Below are 15,531 nucleotides of genomic sequence, written 5' to 3' on the forward strand. Positions count from 1 at the left end.
GGGGGCGCTGGCCGGCGCCGGAGTCGCGGCGAATGTCGCGGCGGCGGGGCTTTCCTGGGCGCGCCCGAGCGCGGCCGGCAGGCTGGCGGCCAGCAGGGCGGTGCCCCCCAGCAGCAGGCCGCGCCACGGACGGCGGGCATCCGGCGGGGAGGCAGGCTCCATCCTGGCGGCAATCCCTCTCGCTGCCCGGCGGTTGCCGGCGTCACGCATGGCTCGGTCCATGCCGCTTCCATAGCCGCATTGGCGCGGCGCGGCGAGAGGCTTGAAAAGACGGCCCCGCCCCGGGGCCGATCACGATGCTCAGCCGTCCTCGAGATAGAGCAGCAGGGTCAGCGCCAGCAGCAGCCCGGCGACCGAGGGCGCCCAGGCGGCCAGCGCCACCGGCAGGGTGCCGGCCTGGCCGAATTCCTCGGCCACCTTGTCCAGCAGGAACAGCGCGAATCCGGCGGCGATGCCGGCGCCGATCATCTGCGCCACGCCGCCGCGGCGCGATTGCCGCATCGAGAAGCCGGCGGCCAGCAGCGCCATGGCCGCGGTCAGCAGCGGCAGCGACAGCAGCGAGTGGTAGTGCAGCCGGTGGCGCATGGCGGAGAAGCCGCTGCTCTCCAGCACGGCGATGAAGCTCGGCAGCGCCCAGAAGGACAGGGTGTCGGGGCTGGCGAAGGTTTCCTCGATGCGGTCGCGGGTCAGCGGCGTCGGCAGGCGCAGCGCCGTGGGGGGGGAGGGCTGGCGGTTGGCGCCGAAGGTCACCGCCGCCTCCAGGTTCCAGGCGCCGTCGGCCAGCCGCGCGCGGGGCGCCTCGACGCGGGCCAGCGGCTTGTCCGCCGCCGACAGGCGCCAGACCGAGACATTCCGGAGCAGGAAGCCGTCGCGGCCGACCTCGGGCACGCCGGCCAGGATGGCGATGCCATTCGGCTCCAGCGCCGTGTCGGCCTGGCGCAGCCACAGCCGGCCGCCGGCCAGCGACGACAGGCCGGTGGCGTTGCGCAGGTAGGTGGCGTCCAGCCGCTCGGCGCGGGCCAGCATGGCGGCCGAGAGCGGGGAGACGACGGTGATGGCCAGGGTGCCGAGGCACAGCGCCACCGCCACCGGCCCCATCAGGAAGGACCAGACCGAGACGCCGGCGGCGCGCGCCACCACCAGCTCGGAACCGCGGGCCAGCCGCCAGAAGGCGATGATGCCGCCCAGCAGCACGGCGAAGGGCAGGATCTGCAGCACCACGAAGGGCAGCCGCAGCCCGGCGATGGAGGCGACCAGGCCGAAGCCGGCATCCGCCCGCGTCGCCGCTCGGCGCAGCAGCTCGATGAAGTCGAACAGCGCGACCAGGCTGGCCAGCGCCAGGGTCATGGCCAGGGCCATGCTGGCGAAGCGGCGGGCGATATAGGTGGTCAGCGTCCAGGAGAAGGTCATGGCGCTCAGCCCTCCGCCGTGCCGGGGCGGCGCCGTGGCAGCCCGGGGCTGCCGAACAGCACCCAGGCCGAGACCAGGCAGGGGCCGAGGGCGTGGATCCAGATCAGCGGGATGAACTTGTTGTCGCGCGCCGCCAGGTTGCCGATCGACAGGCCGATGGCCAGCAGGGTGACGACGAGGGCGACGCCGACCGCGCCCGGGCGCCAGTCGCCATGCCGGCGGAAGCCGCTGGACAGGGCGGTGGCCAGCCCGACCATGGCGAAGGCCAGGGCGGTGAAGGGCGAGGCCAGGCGCTGGTGGCCCTCGGCGCGGAACTTGCGGATGTCGCGGTCGGGCAGGTTCTCGGCCGGGTCGGGGTGCAGCAGCTCGTCGACGAAGCGTTCCCGCGAGTCGCGGTTGCGGGCGCCGTCGACCGGGCTGCGCGAGGAGCTGGCCAGGTCGACGCTGTTCTCGGCGAAGCTCAGCACGGAGAGCCGGGCCGGGCGGTGCTCGGTGGCCGGGTCCATCTGCTGGCGGACGCCGTTCAGCAGGATGACGCGCGGGCCGTTCGGCGTGGCCACCAGCCGGCCTTCCTCGGCCATGATGGTGACCGGCGCGCCGGCCTCCCGCGTGTCGTGCACCAGGATGCCGCGCAGCGTGCCATCGGCCTCCCGCCGGCGGGCATAGACCGTCAGCTCGTCGCCCAGGCTGCTGAAGACGCCTTCCTGCACCAGGATCGCCGCCATCTCGTTGCGGATCTCGAATTGCCAGGCGCGGAAGGCGGCATGGCTGACGGGGACCAGCCACAGCTGCAGGAACAGGCAGAAGCCGGTGGCCAGGGTCGCCAGCAGCAGCGCCGGGCGGGACAGCTGCCAGTCCGACAGGCCGGCGGCGCGCATCACCACCAGCTCGCGGTCGCCATTCAGCCGGACATAGCTGAACAGCACCACGACGAAGGTGGTGATCGGCAGGATGACGGCGAAGAAGCTCGGCAGCAGCAGCCCGGTCAGCTCGACGAAGACCGCGAGCGACAGGCCGCGGTCCAGCACCAGCTCGATGAAGCGCAGGCTCTGCGTCAGCCAGACCAGGGCGGCCAGGCCGATGGTCACGGCCAGCAGGCCGACGCCGAGCTGGCGGAACAGGTAGCGGTCGAGACGGGTCATCGGGATGCGAAACACCTCTGGGTCGGCAGGCCGCAGGCGGGGGTGGTCCGGGGTGATGTAGGCCGGGCAGGCGAGAGCGCCAAGCAGGGCGCAGGTTTCAGGCTGAAACCCGGACACCCGCAGTGATCCAACGGATCACTGCCCTAACAAAAATGCCTCGAGGACGGGGGCGGGGACGATGCGGGTGCGCTCGCCGGGCGGGCCCTCCTGGCGGTGGCTGACCAGCCCGACCAGGCAGCTGGCCCCGGCATCGAGCACGGCGCCGCCGGATTCGCCGGCCTCCAGCCGCAGGGTCATCTCGGCATAGCCGCCGTGCAGCGGGTTGTCCTCGCGCATCAGCCCGCTGATCTCGGCCAGCTGCTCGCGATAGGGGGTCAGCACCAGCACCCGCTCGCCCGGGCGGGGGCCGGCGGCGCAGAGCGGCAGGGCGGCCGCGCCACGCGGCGGGGTGTCCAGCTGCAGCAGCGCCAGGTCGCGGCCGCCGACATAATAGGTGCCCAGGCCGAAGCGCAGGTCGGCCCGCCCCAGCCGGATCAGCCGGGCCAGCTGGTCGCGGCCCTGGAAGTTGAGCCGCGCCGGCTTGCCCAGGCTGGTGTCGAGGCCGGGGCAGCGGCGCATCATGCCCTGGCTGCCATCCAGCAGATGGGCGGCGGTCAGGAAGCGGCCCTGGCCCAGATGGATGGCGGCGCCGGTGGCGAAGCAACTGGGGCCGAGCTCGCTGCGCAGCCCGGCCAGCACGGCGGCGGCATGCGGCGCGGGGGCGCGGGCGGCCACCGTCTCGGCGGCGGTCTCGGCAAAGGGGCGGTCGGCCGGCGGGGCCGAGCCGGCGCAGCCGGCGAGCAGCGGCAGCAGGAGCAGGGCAGCCGGCCGCAGCAGAAGAGAGAGCGCGGCCATCGCGGCAGGATAGCCCCGCGCGACTTTCCCCGACAGGGGGGGCAACCGGGGGGGGCGGCTACCCCCGCGGCGCGGCGGCGCGCGACAGGCGGTCGTTGATGGCCGCCCCCAGGCCTGCCATCGGCACCGGCTGCACGGCGATGGCGGCGAGGCCCAGGCGCCGGCCCTCGGCATCCAATTCCCGCAGCCCGGCGAAAAGCCGGGCCGCGGCCTGCACCACATCGCCCGATTCGCTGAGCTGCCAGGTGGCTCCGGCCCCGGGCAGCGCGGGGCCGAAGGCGAGCAGCGCCTCGTCCGGCGCGACCGTGGTCGCCTCCAGCCGCACCGGCAGGGAGGGGGCGTAATGCGAGCTGAGCATCCCCGGCGCCGGGCGGGCCTCGTCTTCCGACCCCGCCGGGGCGGCGCGGCCGATCGGGCCGAGCAGCTTTTCCAATTCGGCCTCGGGGATGCCGCCGGGGCGCAGCAGCAGCGGGACCGGGCCGGTCAGGTCGAGCACCGTGCTCTCCAGCCCGACGGCGCAGGGGCCGCCATCCAGCACGGCGTCGATCTGGCCCGAGAGCCCGTCCAGCACGTGGTCGGCTGTGGTCGGCGACACGCCGCCCGATCGGTTGGCCGAGGGCGCCGCGATCGGCTGCCCGGCGGCGCGCAGCAGCGCCTGCGCCATCGGATGGGCGGGGACGCGCAGCGCCAGGCTGGGCAGCCCGGCGGAGGCCAGCAGCGCGATGCGGCTGTCGGCGGCGCGCGGCAGGACCAGGGTCAGCGGCCCGGGCCAGAAGGCGCGGGCCACGGCGCGGGCGCGGTCGTCGGCCACGGCCTCGGCGAAGGCGGCCTCGGCATCGGGGAAGTGGCTGATCAGCGGGTTGAAGCTGGGGCGGCCTTTGGCGGCGAAGATGCCGGCCACCGCCTGGGCGTCGCGCGAGGCGCCGCCCAGCCCATAGACCGTCTCGGTCGGGAAGGCGACGAGGCGGCCGGCGCGCAGCATCTCGGCCGCGCGCCCGAGCTGATCGGCGGAAAGACGCTCGGTCACCCGGGGCTCACTCCGCCCCGTGGCAAACGAAGGGCAGGTTCTCCCAGCCGGGCTTGCCGTAGCCGACCGGCGAGCCGTCGAAATTGGTGATGCGGCCGCCGGCGGCGACCAGCACGGCCTCCGGCGCGGCGGTGTCCCATTCCATGGTGCGGCCGAAGCGCGGATAGACGTCGGCGACGCCCTCGGCCAGCCGGCAGAACTTGGTGGCCGAGCCGATCTGGACGATGCGCTGCACCTTCTTCCCCGCCAGGAATTCCGGCAGGCGCGGGTCGTCGGAATAATGCCGGCTGGCCATGACGGTCAGGCCTTCCTCCGGCACCCGGCGGGCCTGGATCCGGCGATGGCCGGCGGCATCCTGCTTCCAGGCGCCGACACCGACGATGCCGGTGAAGAGCTCGCCATAGGCCGGCAGGGCGACCGCGCCGAGCCGCGGCCGGCCATCGACGATCAGGCCGATATTGACCGTGAACTCCGCCCGGCCGGCGGCGAATTCGCGGGTGCCGTCCAGCGGGTCGACCAGCCAGTAGCGCGGGCTGGCGGCCAGCTCGGCGCCGTCGGAGACCGCCTCCTCGCCCACCACCGGGATCTCGGGCGCGGCCTGGCGCAGCCCCTCGGTGATGATCGCCTCGGCCAGGCGGTCGGCGGCGGTGACCGGGCTGAGATCCTCCTTGCGCTCCACGGCGAAGCCGGCGTCGCGGATGGTGAGGATGGCGGCGGCGGCGCTCTGGGCCAGCCGCGCCGCAAGGGCAAGGAGTTCGGCGTCGTTCATCCTCGTTCCCATAGCACGAAGCCGCGCCCCTGGCGCGATGGCGGCGCGGTGCTATCGTCATCGATCCAGCCGCCGACGGAGCCCGCGCATGACCGATTTCCTCTTCGTCTCCCCCTCCCTGCCGCGGGCGGGCGCGCTGGTGCTGCCGCTGGCCGAGGGGTTCGCCCTGGCCGGCATCGCCCAGGAGGCGGATGCGGCCTGCCAGGGCGCCATCGCCCGGGGCCTGGCCGCCGCCGGCTTCAAGGGCAAGAAGGGGCAGAGCTGCACGCTGTGGTCGCCGGGCGCGCATCTGTCGAAGGTGGTGGCCGTCGGCCTCGGCGCCACCGCCGATGCCCGCAGCCTGGAGACGGCGGGCGGCAACGCGCTGCCGCTGATCGCCGGCGAGCCCGAGGCCTTCGTCGCCACCGACGGGCTGGCCGCGGCCCTGGTCGCCGCTTTCGCCGCCGGCGCCCGGCTGCGCAGCTACCGCTTCGACCGCTACCGCACCAAGGAGACGGCCGAGGACAAGCCGAAGCTGGTCCGCCTGTCGCTGGCCACCGCCGAGGTCGAGGCCGCCCGCGCCGCCTGGCAGCCGCTGGACGCCATCGCCGACGGCGTTTTCCTGACGCGCGACCTGGTCAGCGAGCCGCCCAACGTCCTGTTCCCCGAGGAGATGGCCGAGCGCTGCAAGGGGCTGGAAAAGCTCGGCGTCTCGGTGGAAATCCTTGGTCAGGCCGAATTGGAGAAGCTCGGCTTCGGCGCGCTGCTCGGCGTCTCGCAGGGCAGCGCCCGGGCGCCGCGCGTGGTGGTGATGCAGTGGAAGGGCGCGGCCCCCGGCAGCACCGCCGCCCCGGTCGCCTTCATCGGCAAGGGTGTCACCTTCGACACCGGCGGCATCTCGATCAAGCCGGCCGGCGGCATGGAGGACATGAAGTTCGACATGGCCGGCGCCGGCACGGTGATCGGGCTGATGGCCGCGCTCGCCGGGCGCAAGGCCCGCGTCGACGTGGTCGGCCTGGTCGGGCTGGTGGAGAACATGCCGTCCGGCACCGCGCAGCGCCCGGGCGACGTGGTGAAGTCCTATTCCGGCCAGACCATCGAGATCATCAACACCGATGCCGAGGGCCGGCTCGTGCTGGCCGACGTGCTCTGGTACGCCCGCCAGCGCTTCAAGCCGCGCTTCATGATCGACCTGGCGACGCTGACCGGCGCCATCATCGTGGCGCTCGGCCATGAGCATGCCGGGCTCTTCGCCAATGACGACACGCTGGCGCAGCAGCTCGCCGCGGCCGGCGCCGCCACCGGCGAGGCGGTCTGGCGCATGCCGCTGGGCGAGGCCTATGACAAGCAGATCAAGTCCGACATCGCCGACATGAAGAATGTCGGCGGCGGCCGGCCCGGCGGGTCGATCACCGCGGCGCAGTTCATCCAGCGCTTCGTCGACACCAGCGAGGGCCCGGTGCCCTGGGCGCATCTGGACATCGCCGGCACCGCCTGGGCCACCAAGGACAGCGCCATCACGCCGAAGGGCGCCACCGCCTATGGCGTGCGCCTGCTCGACCGGCTGGTGGCCGAGCATTACGAGGGCTGAGCCGCCGCCCTCCAGGGTCCTGGCCATGGGACTGATCCGGCTGCGCCCGGCGCCGTCGCCGCGGGCGCTCGCCCGGCCGCGGCTGCGCGCCTTCCCCGAGGCCCCCTTCCACGCCCGGGTCGCGGTGGTCGACGGCGTGGTCGAGCTGCCGGGCCGCGACTGGCCGACGCTCGGCCGCGCCGCCTGGGCGCTGCTGCCGGCGGAAGGCGGCCGCGTGCTGCTCGACGCCCGGCTGCTGCGCGCCGCGGAAGCCGCCGAGCTTTCTCTCTGCCTGGCCCTGGCGGCGCCGCCCGGCGCGGTGGTCGAGCTGTGGCACCCGGCGGTCGCCGCCCTGCGGCCGCTGCTGCAGGACGCGCTGGCGGTGCGCCGCGGCGTCGCTTTGGCCCGCAGCCTGGACGGCATGGACGCCGCCGCCCCGCGCGCCGTCGCCCGCCGGCTGCGCGGGCTGCAGGCGCAGGGCATCGCGGTGCAGCGGCTGAAGCGGCGGCGGCTGCAGGCGGCGGGGTTCGGCGGGCTGCTGGCGGCCTCCGGCGCCGCGGCGCCGCGGCTGGTGGTGATGCGCTGGGCCGGGCGGATCGCGGCGCCGCCGCTGGTCTTCGCCGGCGTCGGGCTGGCCGGGGCGGGGGCCGCCGGCATGGCCGGGGCGGCGGCCTGCGCCGGGGCGCTGCTGGCGCTGGCGCTGCGCGACAGCGCGGCGCCGGCGGCGGCGGTGCTGGCGCTCTGCGCGCCCGGCGACTCGCGGCCCGGCGCGCCGGTGGCGCTGCTCGGCGGGCTGTCGCTGCCGCCGGAGGCTGTGGCCTTCCCGGCCCAGCTCGCCATGGCCGAGGCCATGGCCTATGCCGACCGCGCCTTCCGCCCCGGCGCCCTGGTCGGGCTGGCGCGGCTGACCGAGGGCGCCGGCGCGGCGCTGGGCGAGGGCGCCGCGCTGTTCGGCGCCGACCCGCCGCTGGAGGCCGCCCTGGCCGCGGCCGGCGTGGCCACGGGCGAGGCGCTGTGGCCGCTGCCGCCGATCGGCTCGTCGCTGCCCGCCGGCCCCGGCCCCGGCGAGGCCGGCCGCGCCGCCGGCTTCCTCGGCCAGGTGATGGGCGAGGCGCCCTGGGCGCTGCTCGATCTGGCGTTTGGCAGCGGGGCCCTGGACAGCGGGGCGCTGGACAGCGCGGCGCATGCCCGTCACATGAGCGGTCACGCGGCCGGCGGCTTCGGCGTGCGGCTGCTGGACCGGCTGGCCCGGCAGCGCTTCGAGGACCCGCATCGCGTTTGAGGGGGCATGGCGGATGAGCGAGATCGGCTTCTACCACCTGACCCGGACGCCGATGGAAGCCGCCCTGCCGAAGCTGCTGGGCCGGGTGCTGGGCACCGGCGGCCGCGCCGTGGTGCGGCTGAGCGAGGCGGCGCGCCTGGCCAGCCTGGACGCCTCGCTCTGGCTCTGCCCCGACCCTGACTGGCTGCCGCATGGCACCGCCGAGCCGGCGATGCAGCCGATCTTCCTGACCCTGGACGACACGGCGCCCAACGGCGCGAAGTTCCTGTTCCTGGTCGATGGCGCCGACAGCGCGAAGCTGGCGGAGTATGACCGCGTCTTCGACCTGTTCGACGGCCAGGACGACCAGGCCGTCCATGCCGCCCGCGCCCGCTGGACCGCCGCCAAGGCGGCCGGCCACACGCTGACCTATTGGCAGCAGGGCGCGCGCGGCTGGGAGAAGAAGGCCTGAGGGCTGGACAGCGTGCCCGGCCCAGGGTCGCGCCCGGAGGGAAGCATTTGCGATGAAATGCCTGCGCATCTACGCCACGTCGGATGGCGAGTCGCATTTCGACGAGGTCGAGCTGCCGACGGCCAGGCGCTCCGTGCATCCCGACGCCATGCCTTTCGAGGTCACGGCCAGCTATCCGGCGTCGCGCATCCGCATCACCCGCATCCCGGCGGGCATGCGCGAGGTTGCCTGGCACCGGGTGCCGGACAAGGTGCTGACGGTTCGGCTGGACGGCGCGGTCGACTACGAGACCAGCGACGGGCAGGTGCGCCACGTCGCCGCCGGCAGCTTCGTGCTGCTGGAGGACACGCATGGCAAAGGCCATCTGTCGCGCCATTCCCCGGAGGCGCAGACCGTCATATGGATCTCGCTGCCGAACGGCCTGGACCTGCCGGCCGGCTGATCCGCCAGGCCAGGCCAGCTTCCCTTGAGCCCCGCCCCTTTCTCACGCCTGCCGCGCCACCGGCGGCGCCGGGATGTCCAGCGGCGGGTCGGCGGTGGCGGGGGCGGGGGTCGCCTCCACCCCGGCCACGCTCTTGGCGCCCAGGCGGATGCGGCATTGCAGCCCCTCGGCCGACCACAGGAAGGTCGCGCCGCCGGCCAGCTGGTGCCGCGCCAGGGTGTGGATCAGGCGGAAGCCGAAGCCGTGCCGGCCGGGCTCGCCCTGCACGGTCGGGCCGCCGCTCTCGCGCCAGTCGATCAGCAGCCCGCCCTGCGGCGCCGCCGCCCAGCGCAGCTCCACCACCCCGCCCGGCCGCGACAGCGCGCCATGCTTGGCGGCATTGGTCGACAGCTCGTGCAGGATCATCTCCACCGGCTGCACGCTGCCCGGGGCCAGCCGCGCGGTGGGCCCGGCCCAGGAGATCTGCGCGTGGCCGGCGATCTGGTCGTAGGTGGCGAGCTCCCGCTGCACCACCTGCTCCAGCTCCGCGCCGGCCCAGCCCTGGCCGGCCAGCAGGTCATGCGCCCGGGCCAGGGCGCAAAGCCTGCCGTCCAGGTTGGCCACGAATTCCGCCGGCGGCACGTCGCGCGGCGTCAGCAGCAGCAGCGAGCGCACCACGGCCATGATGTTCTTGGCGCGGTGGTCGACCTCGCGCGCCAGCAGGGTGGCGCGTTCCTCGGCCAGGCGCTGCTCGGTGCTGTCCAGCAGCACCCCGTCCCACAGCATGCCGCCATCGGGCATCGGATGCACGCTGGCCATGCTGCGCAGCCACAAGCGGCGGCCATCGGCGGCCATGACATCGCCCTCGACCAGCATCGGCTGCAGCGTCTCGGCCGAATGCTTCAGCGCCGCGTCCAGCTTGCCGCGGCTTTCCGGCGTCAGGCCGCGCATCAGCGAGTGGCGGGGGGAGCTGCCGGCGGGCTCGGCCAGCAGCAGGTTCACGCCCTCGCTCATATAGGTGCAGGTGACCACGCCATCGGCGCCGCGCAGCAGGCGGTAGATGGCGCCGGGCAGGTTGGCGGCGATGTCGGACAGGCGCCGCTCGGCCTCGGCCTCGGCCAAAGCGGTGGCCAGCAGCCGCTGCGCCGCCCGGCCGCGCCGCGTCTTGTAGCCGAGGATGCAGACCACGATCAGCGCCAGGCCCAGCGCCAGCCCCATGGCCAGCGTCAGCCGCGACGGCTGCGGCAGCCAGTCCGGCGCCGGGCCGGCGAGCTCGGCGGCCAGCTGCAGCCCCTGGATCTCGCCGGACAGCCAGGGTGCCGCGGCCCCGGCGCCGCCCGTCTCGCCGGCCGCGGCGCGGCGGGCGATCTCGGCGCCGTCGCGGTCCATCAGGCGCAGCCGCAGCCCGGCCGGCAGCGGCTGCTCGCGCAGGCGCTGCGCCAGGAACTCGGCCGGCAGCACCAGGGTCAGCACGTCGCCGCCCTGCTGCACCGGCATCGGCGCCTGCAGCAGCAGATGCGCCGGCATCATGGCCGTGGCCCCCCGCAGCGGGCTGATCACCATCTGCTGGAAGCCCTGGGCGCGGGCCTGGCCGGCGGCATCCTCCGGCCAGGCCAGGTCCGGCAGGGCGGCCTGGCGCCAGGACATGCCCGCCCCGTCGCCGCGCTGCAGCCCGAGCCAGCCGCGCTGGCGCAGCAGGCCGGGCGGCACCGGGGCCAGCTTGGCGGGCTTGTCCTTCTCCGCCGCCGCGGTCTCCGGCAGGGCGAGGGCGGCGATCTCCACCTCCTGCCGCAGCCGCTGCTCCAGCTGCTGCAGCGCGCCCTGGGCCGAGTGCCGCAGCATGGCGGCGGTCAGCTCCTGCACATGGTCGCCCGAGGCGGCGCGCAGCAGCGCCAGCGCCATGGCGCCGAGCAGGACGGCGATACCCAGGGTCAACAGCGGGGGGCTGCGGAGCGCCATGTGGCGGGTGCTTTCACTGCGCGACTCACGAAAAGGTGAGCCGCAGCGCATCCCGCCACAGGCAAATTGGTCCCAGCAAGTTCTATTTTTCGGAAAGTGCAATTTCTCTGAAATTGAGATGATCGTTACGAAGCCGTGGCGCCGAAACGCCGCGGCCAGGCTGGGTTGAAACCCCTTGATATCAGGGGGTTGGGGCGCCGTCCCAGACCGCATGCGGGGCGCGCCACAGCAGCGGCTCGCGCATCGCCTCGGCCAGGGCGCAGGCCACCGCGGCCAGCAGCTTCTCGCCTTTCTCCGCGGTCGCGGCGCGGGGGTCGCCGCGCACCCCGGTCTCCGGCGCGCGCTCGGCGAAGGACCAGAAGCGGGTGAAGGCCTCGCCCACCTGCACGCCGGGGCCGGACAGGGAATTCGCCACCTGGTCCTGCCGCACCTCGGCCGGGTGCAGGTGCAGCCAGAAGCTGGTCTCCGCCTCGCAGGCATGCTGCACGCCGGGCTGGGTCTCCAGGATGCGGCCGATCTCCGGCGAGACCTTGAAGATGGTGGTGGCCACCACCGGCATGGCGAATTCCAGGCAGAGCTCGCGCGCCGCGACGGCGATCGGGTCGATGTTGCCGCCATGGCTGTTGACCAGGAACAGCCGGCGGAACCCTTGCGCCTTCAGCGAGCGGCAGACGCAGCGCAGCACGGCGTGGAAGGTGGCGTAGTCCAGGCTGATGGTGCCGCCGAAGGGCAGGTGGTGCTCCGACATGCCCATCCACATCGGCGGCAGCACCACGGCGGGCACGCCCTCGGCCAGCTCGGCGGCGCGGACGCAGCAGGCATGGCCGATCATGCTGTCGGTCCAGACCGGCAGATGCGGGCCATGCTGCTCCAGCGCGGCGACCGGCAACACCACCAGCGCATCCTGCGCGGCCAGGGCGCGCAATTCCGGGGCGGTGAGCTTTTCCCAGCGAACACTCATCGAGGCATCTTCCCTTGTCTGAAGAGAAGAATGCTGGGGCAGAAAGACCAGGCAGGCCAGGGGCGCTGCCCCTGGAACCCCGCCGGGGGGATAGTATCCCCCCGGACCCCGCCATTCTTTTTTAGAGCTGCGCCTCGATGGGCAGCCACCTGACCAGCCGCGCCATGATCCGGCGGCCCAGCGGCGCGATCGGCTCGTGGCGGATGGTGCCCGTCTCGTCGGTCCAGGCCAGGCGGCGCAGCCGGGCCAGGTAGCTGACCTTGAAGCTGCGGCGCGGGTCGGTCAGCCGCTTGCGCTCGTGCTCCAGCTGGCGGGCCAGGCCGGGATGGCGGGCGAAGGCGCCCATCTCGGTGTTCAGATTGGCCGAGCGCGGGTCGAGGTTGAAGGAGCCGACGAAGACCTGCTCGCCATCCACCATCACCGCCTTGGTGTGCAGGCTGGCGCCGCGCGACCCGAAGACGCCGCTGCCATGCGCCCCGCTGCGCTTCAGCTCGAACAGCTCGACGCCGAGCCGCAGCAGCCGCGGGCGATAGCGCGCATAGCCGGCATGGACCGCGACCACGTCGGTGGCGGCCAGCGAATTGGTGATGACGGTGACCTTCACCCCGCGCCGGCGCAGCTGGCCGATCAGCCGCAGCCCGGCGCGGCCGGGGACGAAATACGGGCTGATGAGGACCGCCTCGCGCGTCGCGGTGCGCAGCATCGCCTCGATGGCGGGGTAGAGCGTGCCGGCGACGCCGCGGCCCTTCGCCTTGGCCGGCGGGTCGGCCAGGATGCGCACCGTCTGCTCGGCCGGCAGCAGGTGGTTGCCGGGGTCGAGCAGCACGCGGCGCTTGTGCGACAGCGCCTGGATATAGGGCTTGGCCTTGCCCGAATCCGGGATCTCTTCGAGCTCGGCGCGGAATGCCTGCAACGCCTCCGTGCAGACGCCGCGGGTGCCGGCGAAGCTCTCGACCGGCTTGGCCAGGCTGCTGGCCCAGTAGTTGTCAAAAATGTCCTGGGCCTGGCGGGCGGCCTGGCCGGCGATCAGCAGATCAAGGTCGCGGAAATTGAACTCGCCGCCCGAGGCGTCGAAATAGGCGTCGGCGATGTTGCGGCCGCCGACCAGCGCCAGCTTGCCGTCCACCACCCAGGACTTGTTGTGCATCCGGTGGTTCAGGTGCCAGCCGCCGAGGGCGAATTCCAGCCCCAGCCCGAGCTGCCCCAGCCAGCGCAGCCGTGCGGTGTTGAACAGCCGCACCTCGATGCGCGGATGGGCAGAGAGCAGGGTGATGCGCCGCTCGACGCCCAGCGCGTAGCTGTCATCCAGCAGCATCCGCACGCGGACGCCCCGGTCGGCGGCGCGCAGCACCTCCAGCGCCAGCAGGCCGCCGGTGATGTCGTCCGACCAGCGGTAATATTGCAGGTCCAGCGTGCGGCCGGCGGCGCGGGCGGAGCCGGCGCGGACCATGAAGGCCTCGAGGCCCCCGGGCAGCAGGCTGACGCCGCTGGTGGCGGTCTCGGCGCCTTCGGCATCGTGCAGCAGCATCTCGACCACGGCATCGGCCCTCGAGGGCGCGGGTGGCGCGCCGGCGCGGATCGGCGCCATGGGGAAGGGGGGCGGCGCCAGCAGGCGGCTGGTCATGCGGCGGCCTGGATACCCGGCAGCGCGGCAGCTTGCGCCGGGGCGCGGGCGTTCAGCAGCAGCTTGGCCTTCAGCGGCAGGTGGTCGGAGGCCTTGCGCGCCAGCGGCGTGTCATGCGCCCGCACCTCCTGCACCACGCCCTGCGGCCAGCCCAGGATGCGGTCCAGCGCGAAGACCGGCAGCCGCGCCGGGAAGCTGGCGGGGCCGAAGCTGGCGGGGCCGAAGAAACTTTCCAGCACCCGCAGCGAGGACCGCCGCCCCGGCCGCCATTCGTTCAGGTCGCCCATCATCAGCGTCGGCATGGCCTCGCCCTGGCCGATGGCTTCCAGGATGGCGGCGCCCTGGCGGGTGCGGCAGCGGCGCAGCAGGCCGAAATGCGCGGCGATGACGCGCAGCTTGCCGGCCGGCAGCTCGAGCTCGGCGATCACCGCGCCGCGCGGCTCGGCGCCGGGCAGCGCGATGCGCTGCAGCGACAGCGGCGTGCCGGCGCGGACGGCGAGCGCATTGCCGTGCCAGCCATGCCCGTCCGGCAGGCTGGAGATCGGCAGCAGCGTCAGCCCGGCTTCCTGCAGGGCGGCGGTGTCCAGCAGCCCGGTGCGGCGGCCGAAGCGGCGGTCGGCCTCCTGGATGGCGATGATGTCGGGGGCGATCTCGCCGATGACCTGGGCGATGCGCGCAGGGTCAAAGCGGCGGTCGGTGCCGACGCATTTATGGACGTTGTAGGAGGCGACGGTGACCGGGCCGCTGACCACCGGGTCGGTCGGCACCGCGGGCAGCGCCGGGATGCCATGCGCCTGCCGCAGCGACGCCAACTCGCCGCTCGGCCCGGCTCCCTTGCGGGGGGGGGATGAGGCGCTGGTCATGCTCGGATCCGGGGCAGGTCGATCGGCAGCAACACGCGGCAGCTCCGCCTTTGGCTCGCCGTGGCGATGGCGCCACGATACCTTGAACCTAGGAGGCCGGGCGCGGGTTTCCAAGCTTTCGCGGCGCCTCGCGGCCTGGCGGCACCCCGGGGTTGCGCCAGCGGCATGGCCGCGGGCCGCGGTTTCTCACTGCAGGCCGAGCAGCGAGCGGGCGAAGTCGCGGGCGTCGAAGGGGCGCAGATCCGCGGCTTTCTCGCCGACGCCCACGGCATGGACGGGCAGGCCGAATTCCTGGGCGAGCGCCACGACGATGCCGCCCTTGGCCGAACCGTCCAGCTTGGTGACGACCAGGCCCGTCACGTTCACCAGCTCCGCGAAGACCTTGCATTGCTGGGTGGCGTTCTGGCCGGTGGTGGCGTCCAGCACCAGCAGCACCGAATGCGGCGCGGAGGGGTCGACGCGCTGCATGACGCGGATGACCTTGCGCAGCTCCTCCATCAGGGCGGCCTTGTTGTGCAGGCGGCCGGCGGTGTCGACCAGCAGCACCTCGGTGCCGTCGGCCTGCGCCGCCTTCAGCGCGTCGAAGGCCAGGCCGGCGGCATCCGCCCCCTGCTTGGCCGGCGCATGCACCAGGGCGCCGGTGCGGCCGCCCCAGATCTGCAGCTGCTCCACCGCCGCGGCGCGGAAGGTGTCGCCGGCGACGAAGGCGACCTTGCGGCCCTGCTCGCCATATTGCTGGCCGAGCTTGGCGATGGTCGTGGTCTTGCCGGTGCCGTTGACGCCGACCACCAGCACGACATGCGGCTTCCTGCCGGCATCGACCTCCAGCGGCAGCGCCACCGGGGCCAGGATGGCGGCGATCTCCTCGGCCAGCGCCTCCTTCACCTCGACATCGGTGACTTCCTTGCCGAAGCGGGATTTCCGGAAGTTCTGCACGATGCGCTGGGCGGCGGCGACGCCGAGATCGGCGGTGATCAGCGCCTCCTCCAGCTCCTCCAGCGCCGCGTCGTCCAGCTTGCGCTTGGTGAAGAGGCCGGTCAGCCCCTCGGTCAGCTTGGCGGTGGAGCGCTGCAGCCCGCTGCGCAGCCGGGCGAAGAAGCCGCCACGGGCGGGCTCCTCGGCCTCGGCCTCGGGCGCGGCGGGCGCCGCGTCGCGGAAGGGCGGCGGGATTTCCAGCGG

At 74.0% G+C, this 15,531-nt stretch carries 14 protein-coding genes; 4 read left to right on the forward strand and 10 right to left on the reverse strand.

All coding sequences use genetic code 11. The annotated features are described in order from the left end of the window. Positions 1-300: 300 nt before the first annotated feature. The 5 genes from lptG to cysQ form a co-directional block, all read right to left on the reverse strand. The gene (gene lptG, locus GVN67_RS22660) at positions 301-1,410 is read right to left on the reverse strand and encodes an LPS export ABC transporter permease LptG (RefSeq protein WP_159999606.1); all 1,110 of its coding nucleotides are present in this window, start codon (positions 1,408-1,410) and stop codon (positions 301-303) included. Positions 1,411-1,415: 5 nt separating this feature from the next. After that, positions 1,416-2,552 (reverse strand): LPS export ABC transporter permease LptF, encoded by a 1,137-nt coding sequence (gene lptF, locus GVN67_RS22665; RefSeq protein ID WP_159999607.1) that lies wholly within the window; start codon positions 2,550-2,552, stop codon positions 1,416-1,418. Positions 2,553-2,687: 135 nt separating this feature from the next. Continuing rightward, positions 2,688-3,446 carry a trypsin-like peptidase domain-containing protein gene (locus GVN67_RS22670; RefSeq protein WP_159999608.1) on the reverse strand — a complete coding sequence of 253 codons (759 nt, stop codon included), beginning with the start codon at positions 3,444-3,446 and terminating at the stop codon, positions 2,688-2,690. A gap of 58 nt (positions 3,447-3,504) precedes the next feature. Further along, positions 3,505-4,473: an L-threonylcarbamoyladenylate synthase gene (locus GVN67_RS22675; RefSeq protein WP_159999609.1), complete on the reverse strand. Its 969-nt coding sequence runs from the start codon at positions 4,471-4,473 to the stop codon at positions 3,505-3,507. Positions 4,474-4,480: 7 nt separating this feature from the next. Then, positions 4,481-5,242 carry a 3'(2'),5'-bisphosphate nucleotidase CysQ gene (gene cysQ / locus GVN67_RS22680; protein ID WP_159999610.1) on the reverse strand — a complete coding sequence of 254 codons (762 nt, stop codon included), beginning with the start codon at positions 5,240-5,242 and terminating at the stop codon, positions 4,481-4,483. Positions 5,243-5,330: 88 nt separating this feature from the next. Between cysQ and GVN67_RS22685 the strand changes: the two genes are divergently transcribed. Genes GVN67_RS22685 through GVN67_RS22700 form a run of 4 tightly spaced genes read left to right on the forward strand, consistent with a single transcriptional unit; the run spans position 5,331 to position 8,966 of the window. After that, entirely contained in the window at positions 5,331-6,812 is a 1,482-nt protein-coding gene (locus tag GVN67_RS22685; RefSeq protein ID WP_159999611.1) for a leucyl aminopeptidase, read from the forward strand. Positions 6,813-6,837: 25 nt separating this feature from the next. Beyond that, complete coding sequence (locus GVN67_RS22690; RefSeq protein ID WP_159999612.1) at positions 6,838-8,073, forward strand: hypothetical protein; 1,236 nt, start codon at positions 6,838-6,840, stop codon at positions 8,071-8,073. Between the two features lie 13 nt (positions 8,074-8,086). Continuing rightward, positions 8,087-8,524 (forward strand): DNA polymerase III subunit chi, encoded by a 438-nt coding sequence (locus GVN67_RS22695; protein ID WP_159999613.1) that lies wholly within the window; start codon positions 8,087-8,089, stop codon positions 8,522-8,524. Positions 8,525-8,576: 52 nt separating this feature from the next. Next, positions 8,577-8,966: a hypothetical protein gene (locus GVN67_RS22700; protein ID WP_159999614.1), complete on the forward strand. Its 390-nt coding sequence runs from the start codon at positions 8,577-8,579 to the stop codon at positions 8,964-8,966. 42 nt (positions 8,967-9,008) lie between these two features. Here the strand turns inward: GVN67_RS22700 and GVN67_RS22705 are convergent, their stop codons facing one another. The 5 genes from GVN67_RS22705 to ftsY all read right to left on the reverse strand — a co-directional run bounded on the left by GVN67_RS22705 (position 9,009) and on the right by ftsY (position 15,438). Then, positions 9,009-10,880: a sensor histidine kinase gene (locus GVN67_RS22705; RefSeq protein WP_159999615.1), complete on the reverse strand. Its 1,872-nt coding sequence runs from the start codon at positions 10,878-10,880 to the stop codon at positions 9,009-9,011. Positions 10,881-11,085: 205 nt separating this feature from the next. After that, positions 11,086-11,865, reverse strand: a complete 780-nt coding sequence (locus tag GVN67_RS22710) for a creatininase family protein (protein WP_159999616.1) — start codon at positions 11,863-11,865, stop codon at positions 11,086-11,088. A 121-nt stretch (positions 11,866-11,986) separates the two neighbouring features. Next, on the reverse strand, positions 11,987-13,489 hold the full coding sequence (locus GVN67_RS22715; protein ID WP_159999617.1) for a phospholipase D family protein: 1,503 nt from the start codon (positions 13,487-13,489) through the stop codon (positions 11,987-11,989). Then, positions 13,486-14,352 (reverse strand): endonuclease/exonuclease/phosphatase family protein, encoded by an 867-nt coding sequence (locus tag GVN67_RS22720; RefSeq protein WP_159999618.1) that lies wholly within the window; start codon positions 14,350-14,352, stop codon positions 13,486-13,488. Before GVN67_RS22720 ends, GVN67_RS22715 begins: the two co-directional genes overlap by 4 nt. Before the next feature lie 186 nt (positions 14,353-14,538). After that, positions 14,539-15,438 carry a signal recognition particle-docking protein FtsY gene (gene ftsY, locus GVN67_RS22725; RefSeq protein WP_235035427.1) on the reverse strand — a complete coding sequence of 300 codons (900 nt, stop codon included), beginning with the start codon at positions 15,436-15,438 and terminating at the stop codon, positions 14,539-14,541. Positions 15,439-15,531: the final 93 nt, after the last annotated feature.

The organism is Roseomonas sp. 18066, assembly GCF_902706185.1.
Classification (GTDB): domain Bacteria; phylum Pseudomonadota; class Alphaproteobacteria; order Acetobacterales; family Acetobacteraceae; genus Pseudoroseomonas.

Bases quoted from the DNA above. Each gene is read 5' to 3' on its own strand.
- GVN67_RS22720 (WP_159999618.1), bottom strand. From the start codon at position 14,352: ATGACCAGCGCCTCATCCCCCCCCCGCAAGGGAGCCGGGCCGAGCGGC.
- GVN67_RS22695 (WP_159999613.1), top strand. From the start codon at position 8,087: ATGAGCGAGATCGGCTTCTACCACCTGACCCGGACGCCGATGGAAGCC.
- cysQ (WP_159999610.1), bottom strand. From the start codon at position 5,242: ATGAACGACGCCGAACTCCTTGCCCTTGCGGCGCGGCTGGCCCAGAGC.
- GVN67_RS22710 (WP_159999616.1), bottom strand. From the start codon at position 11,865: ATGAGTGTTCGCTGGGAAAAGCTCACCGCCCCGGAATTGCGCGCCCTG.
- GVN67_RS22690 (WP_159999612.1), top strand. From the start codon at position 6,838: ATGGGACTGATCCGGCTGCGCCCGGCGCCGTCGCCGCGGGCGCTCGCC.
- lptF (WP_159999607.1), bottom strand. From the start codon at position 2,552: ATGACCCGTCTCGACCGCTACCTGTTCCGCCAGCTCGGCGTCGGCCTG.
- GVN67_RS22685 (WP_159999611.1), top strand. From the start codon at position 5,331: ATGACCGATTTCCTCTTCGTCTCCCCCTCCCTGCCGCGGGCGGGCGCG.
- GVN67_RS22670 (WP_159999608.1), bottom strand. From the start codon at position 3,446: ATGGCCGCGCTCTCTCTTCTGCTGCGGCCGGCTGCCCTGCTCCTGCTG.
- GVN67_RS22700 (WP_159999614.1), top strand. From the start codon at position 8,577: ATGAAATGCCTGCGCATCTACGCCACGTCGGATGGCGAGTCGCATTTC.
- lptG (WP_159999606.1), bottom strand. From the start codon at position 1,410: ATGACCTTCTCCTGGACGCTGACCACCTATATCGCCCGCCGCTTCGCC.
- GVN67_RS22715 (WP_159999617.1), bottom strand. From the start codon at position 13,489: ATGACCAGCCGCCTGCTGGCGCCGCCCCCCTTCCCCATGGCGCCGATC.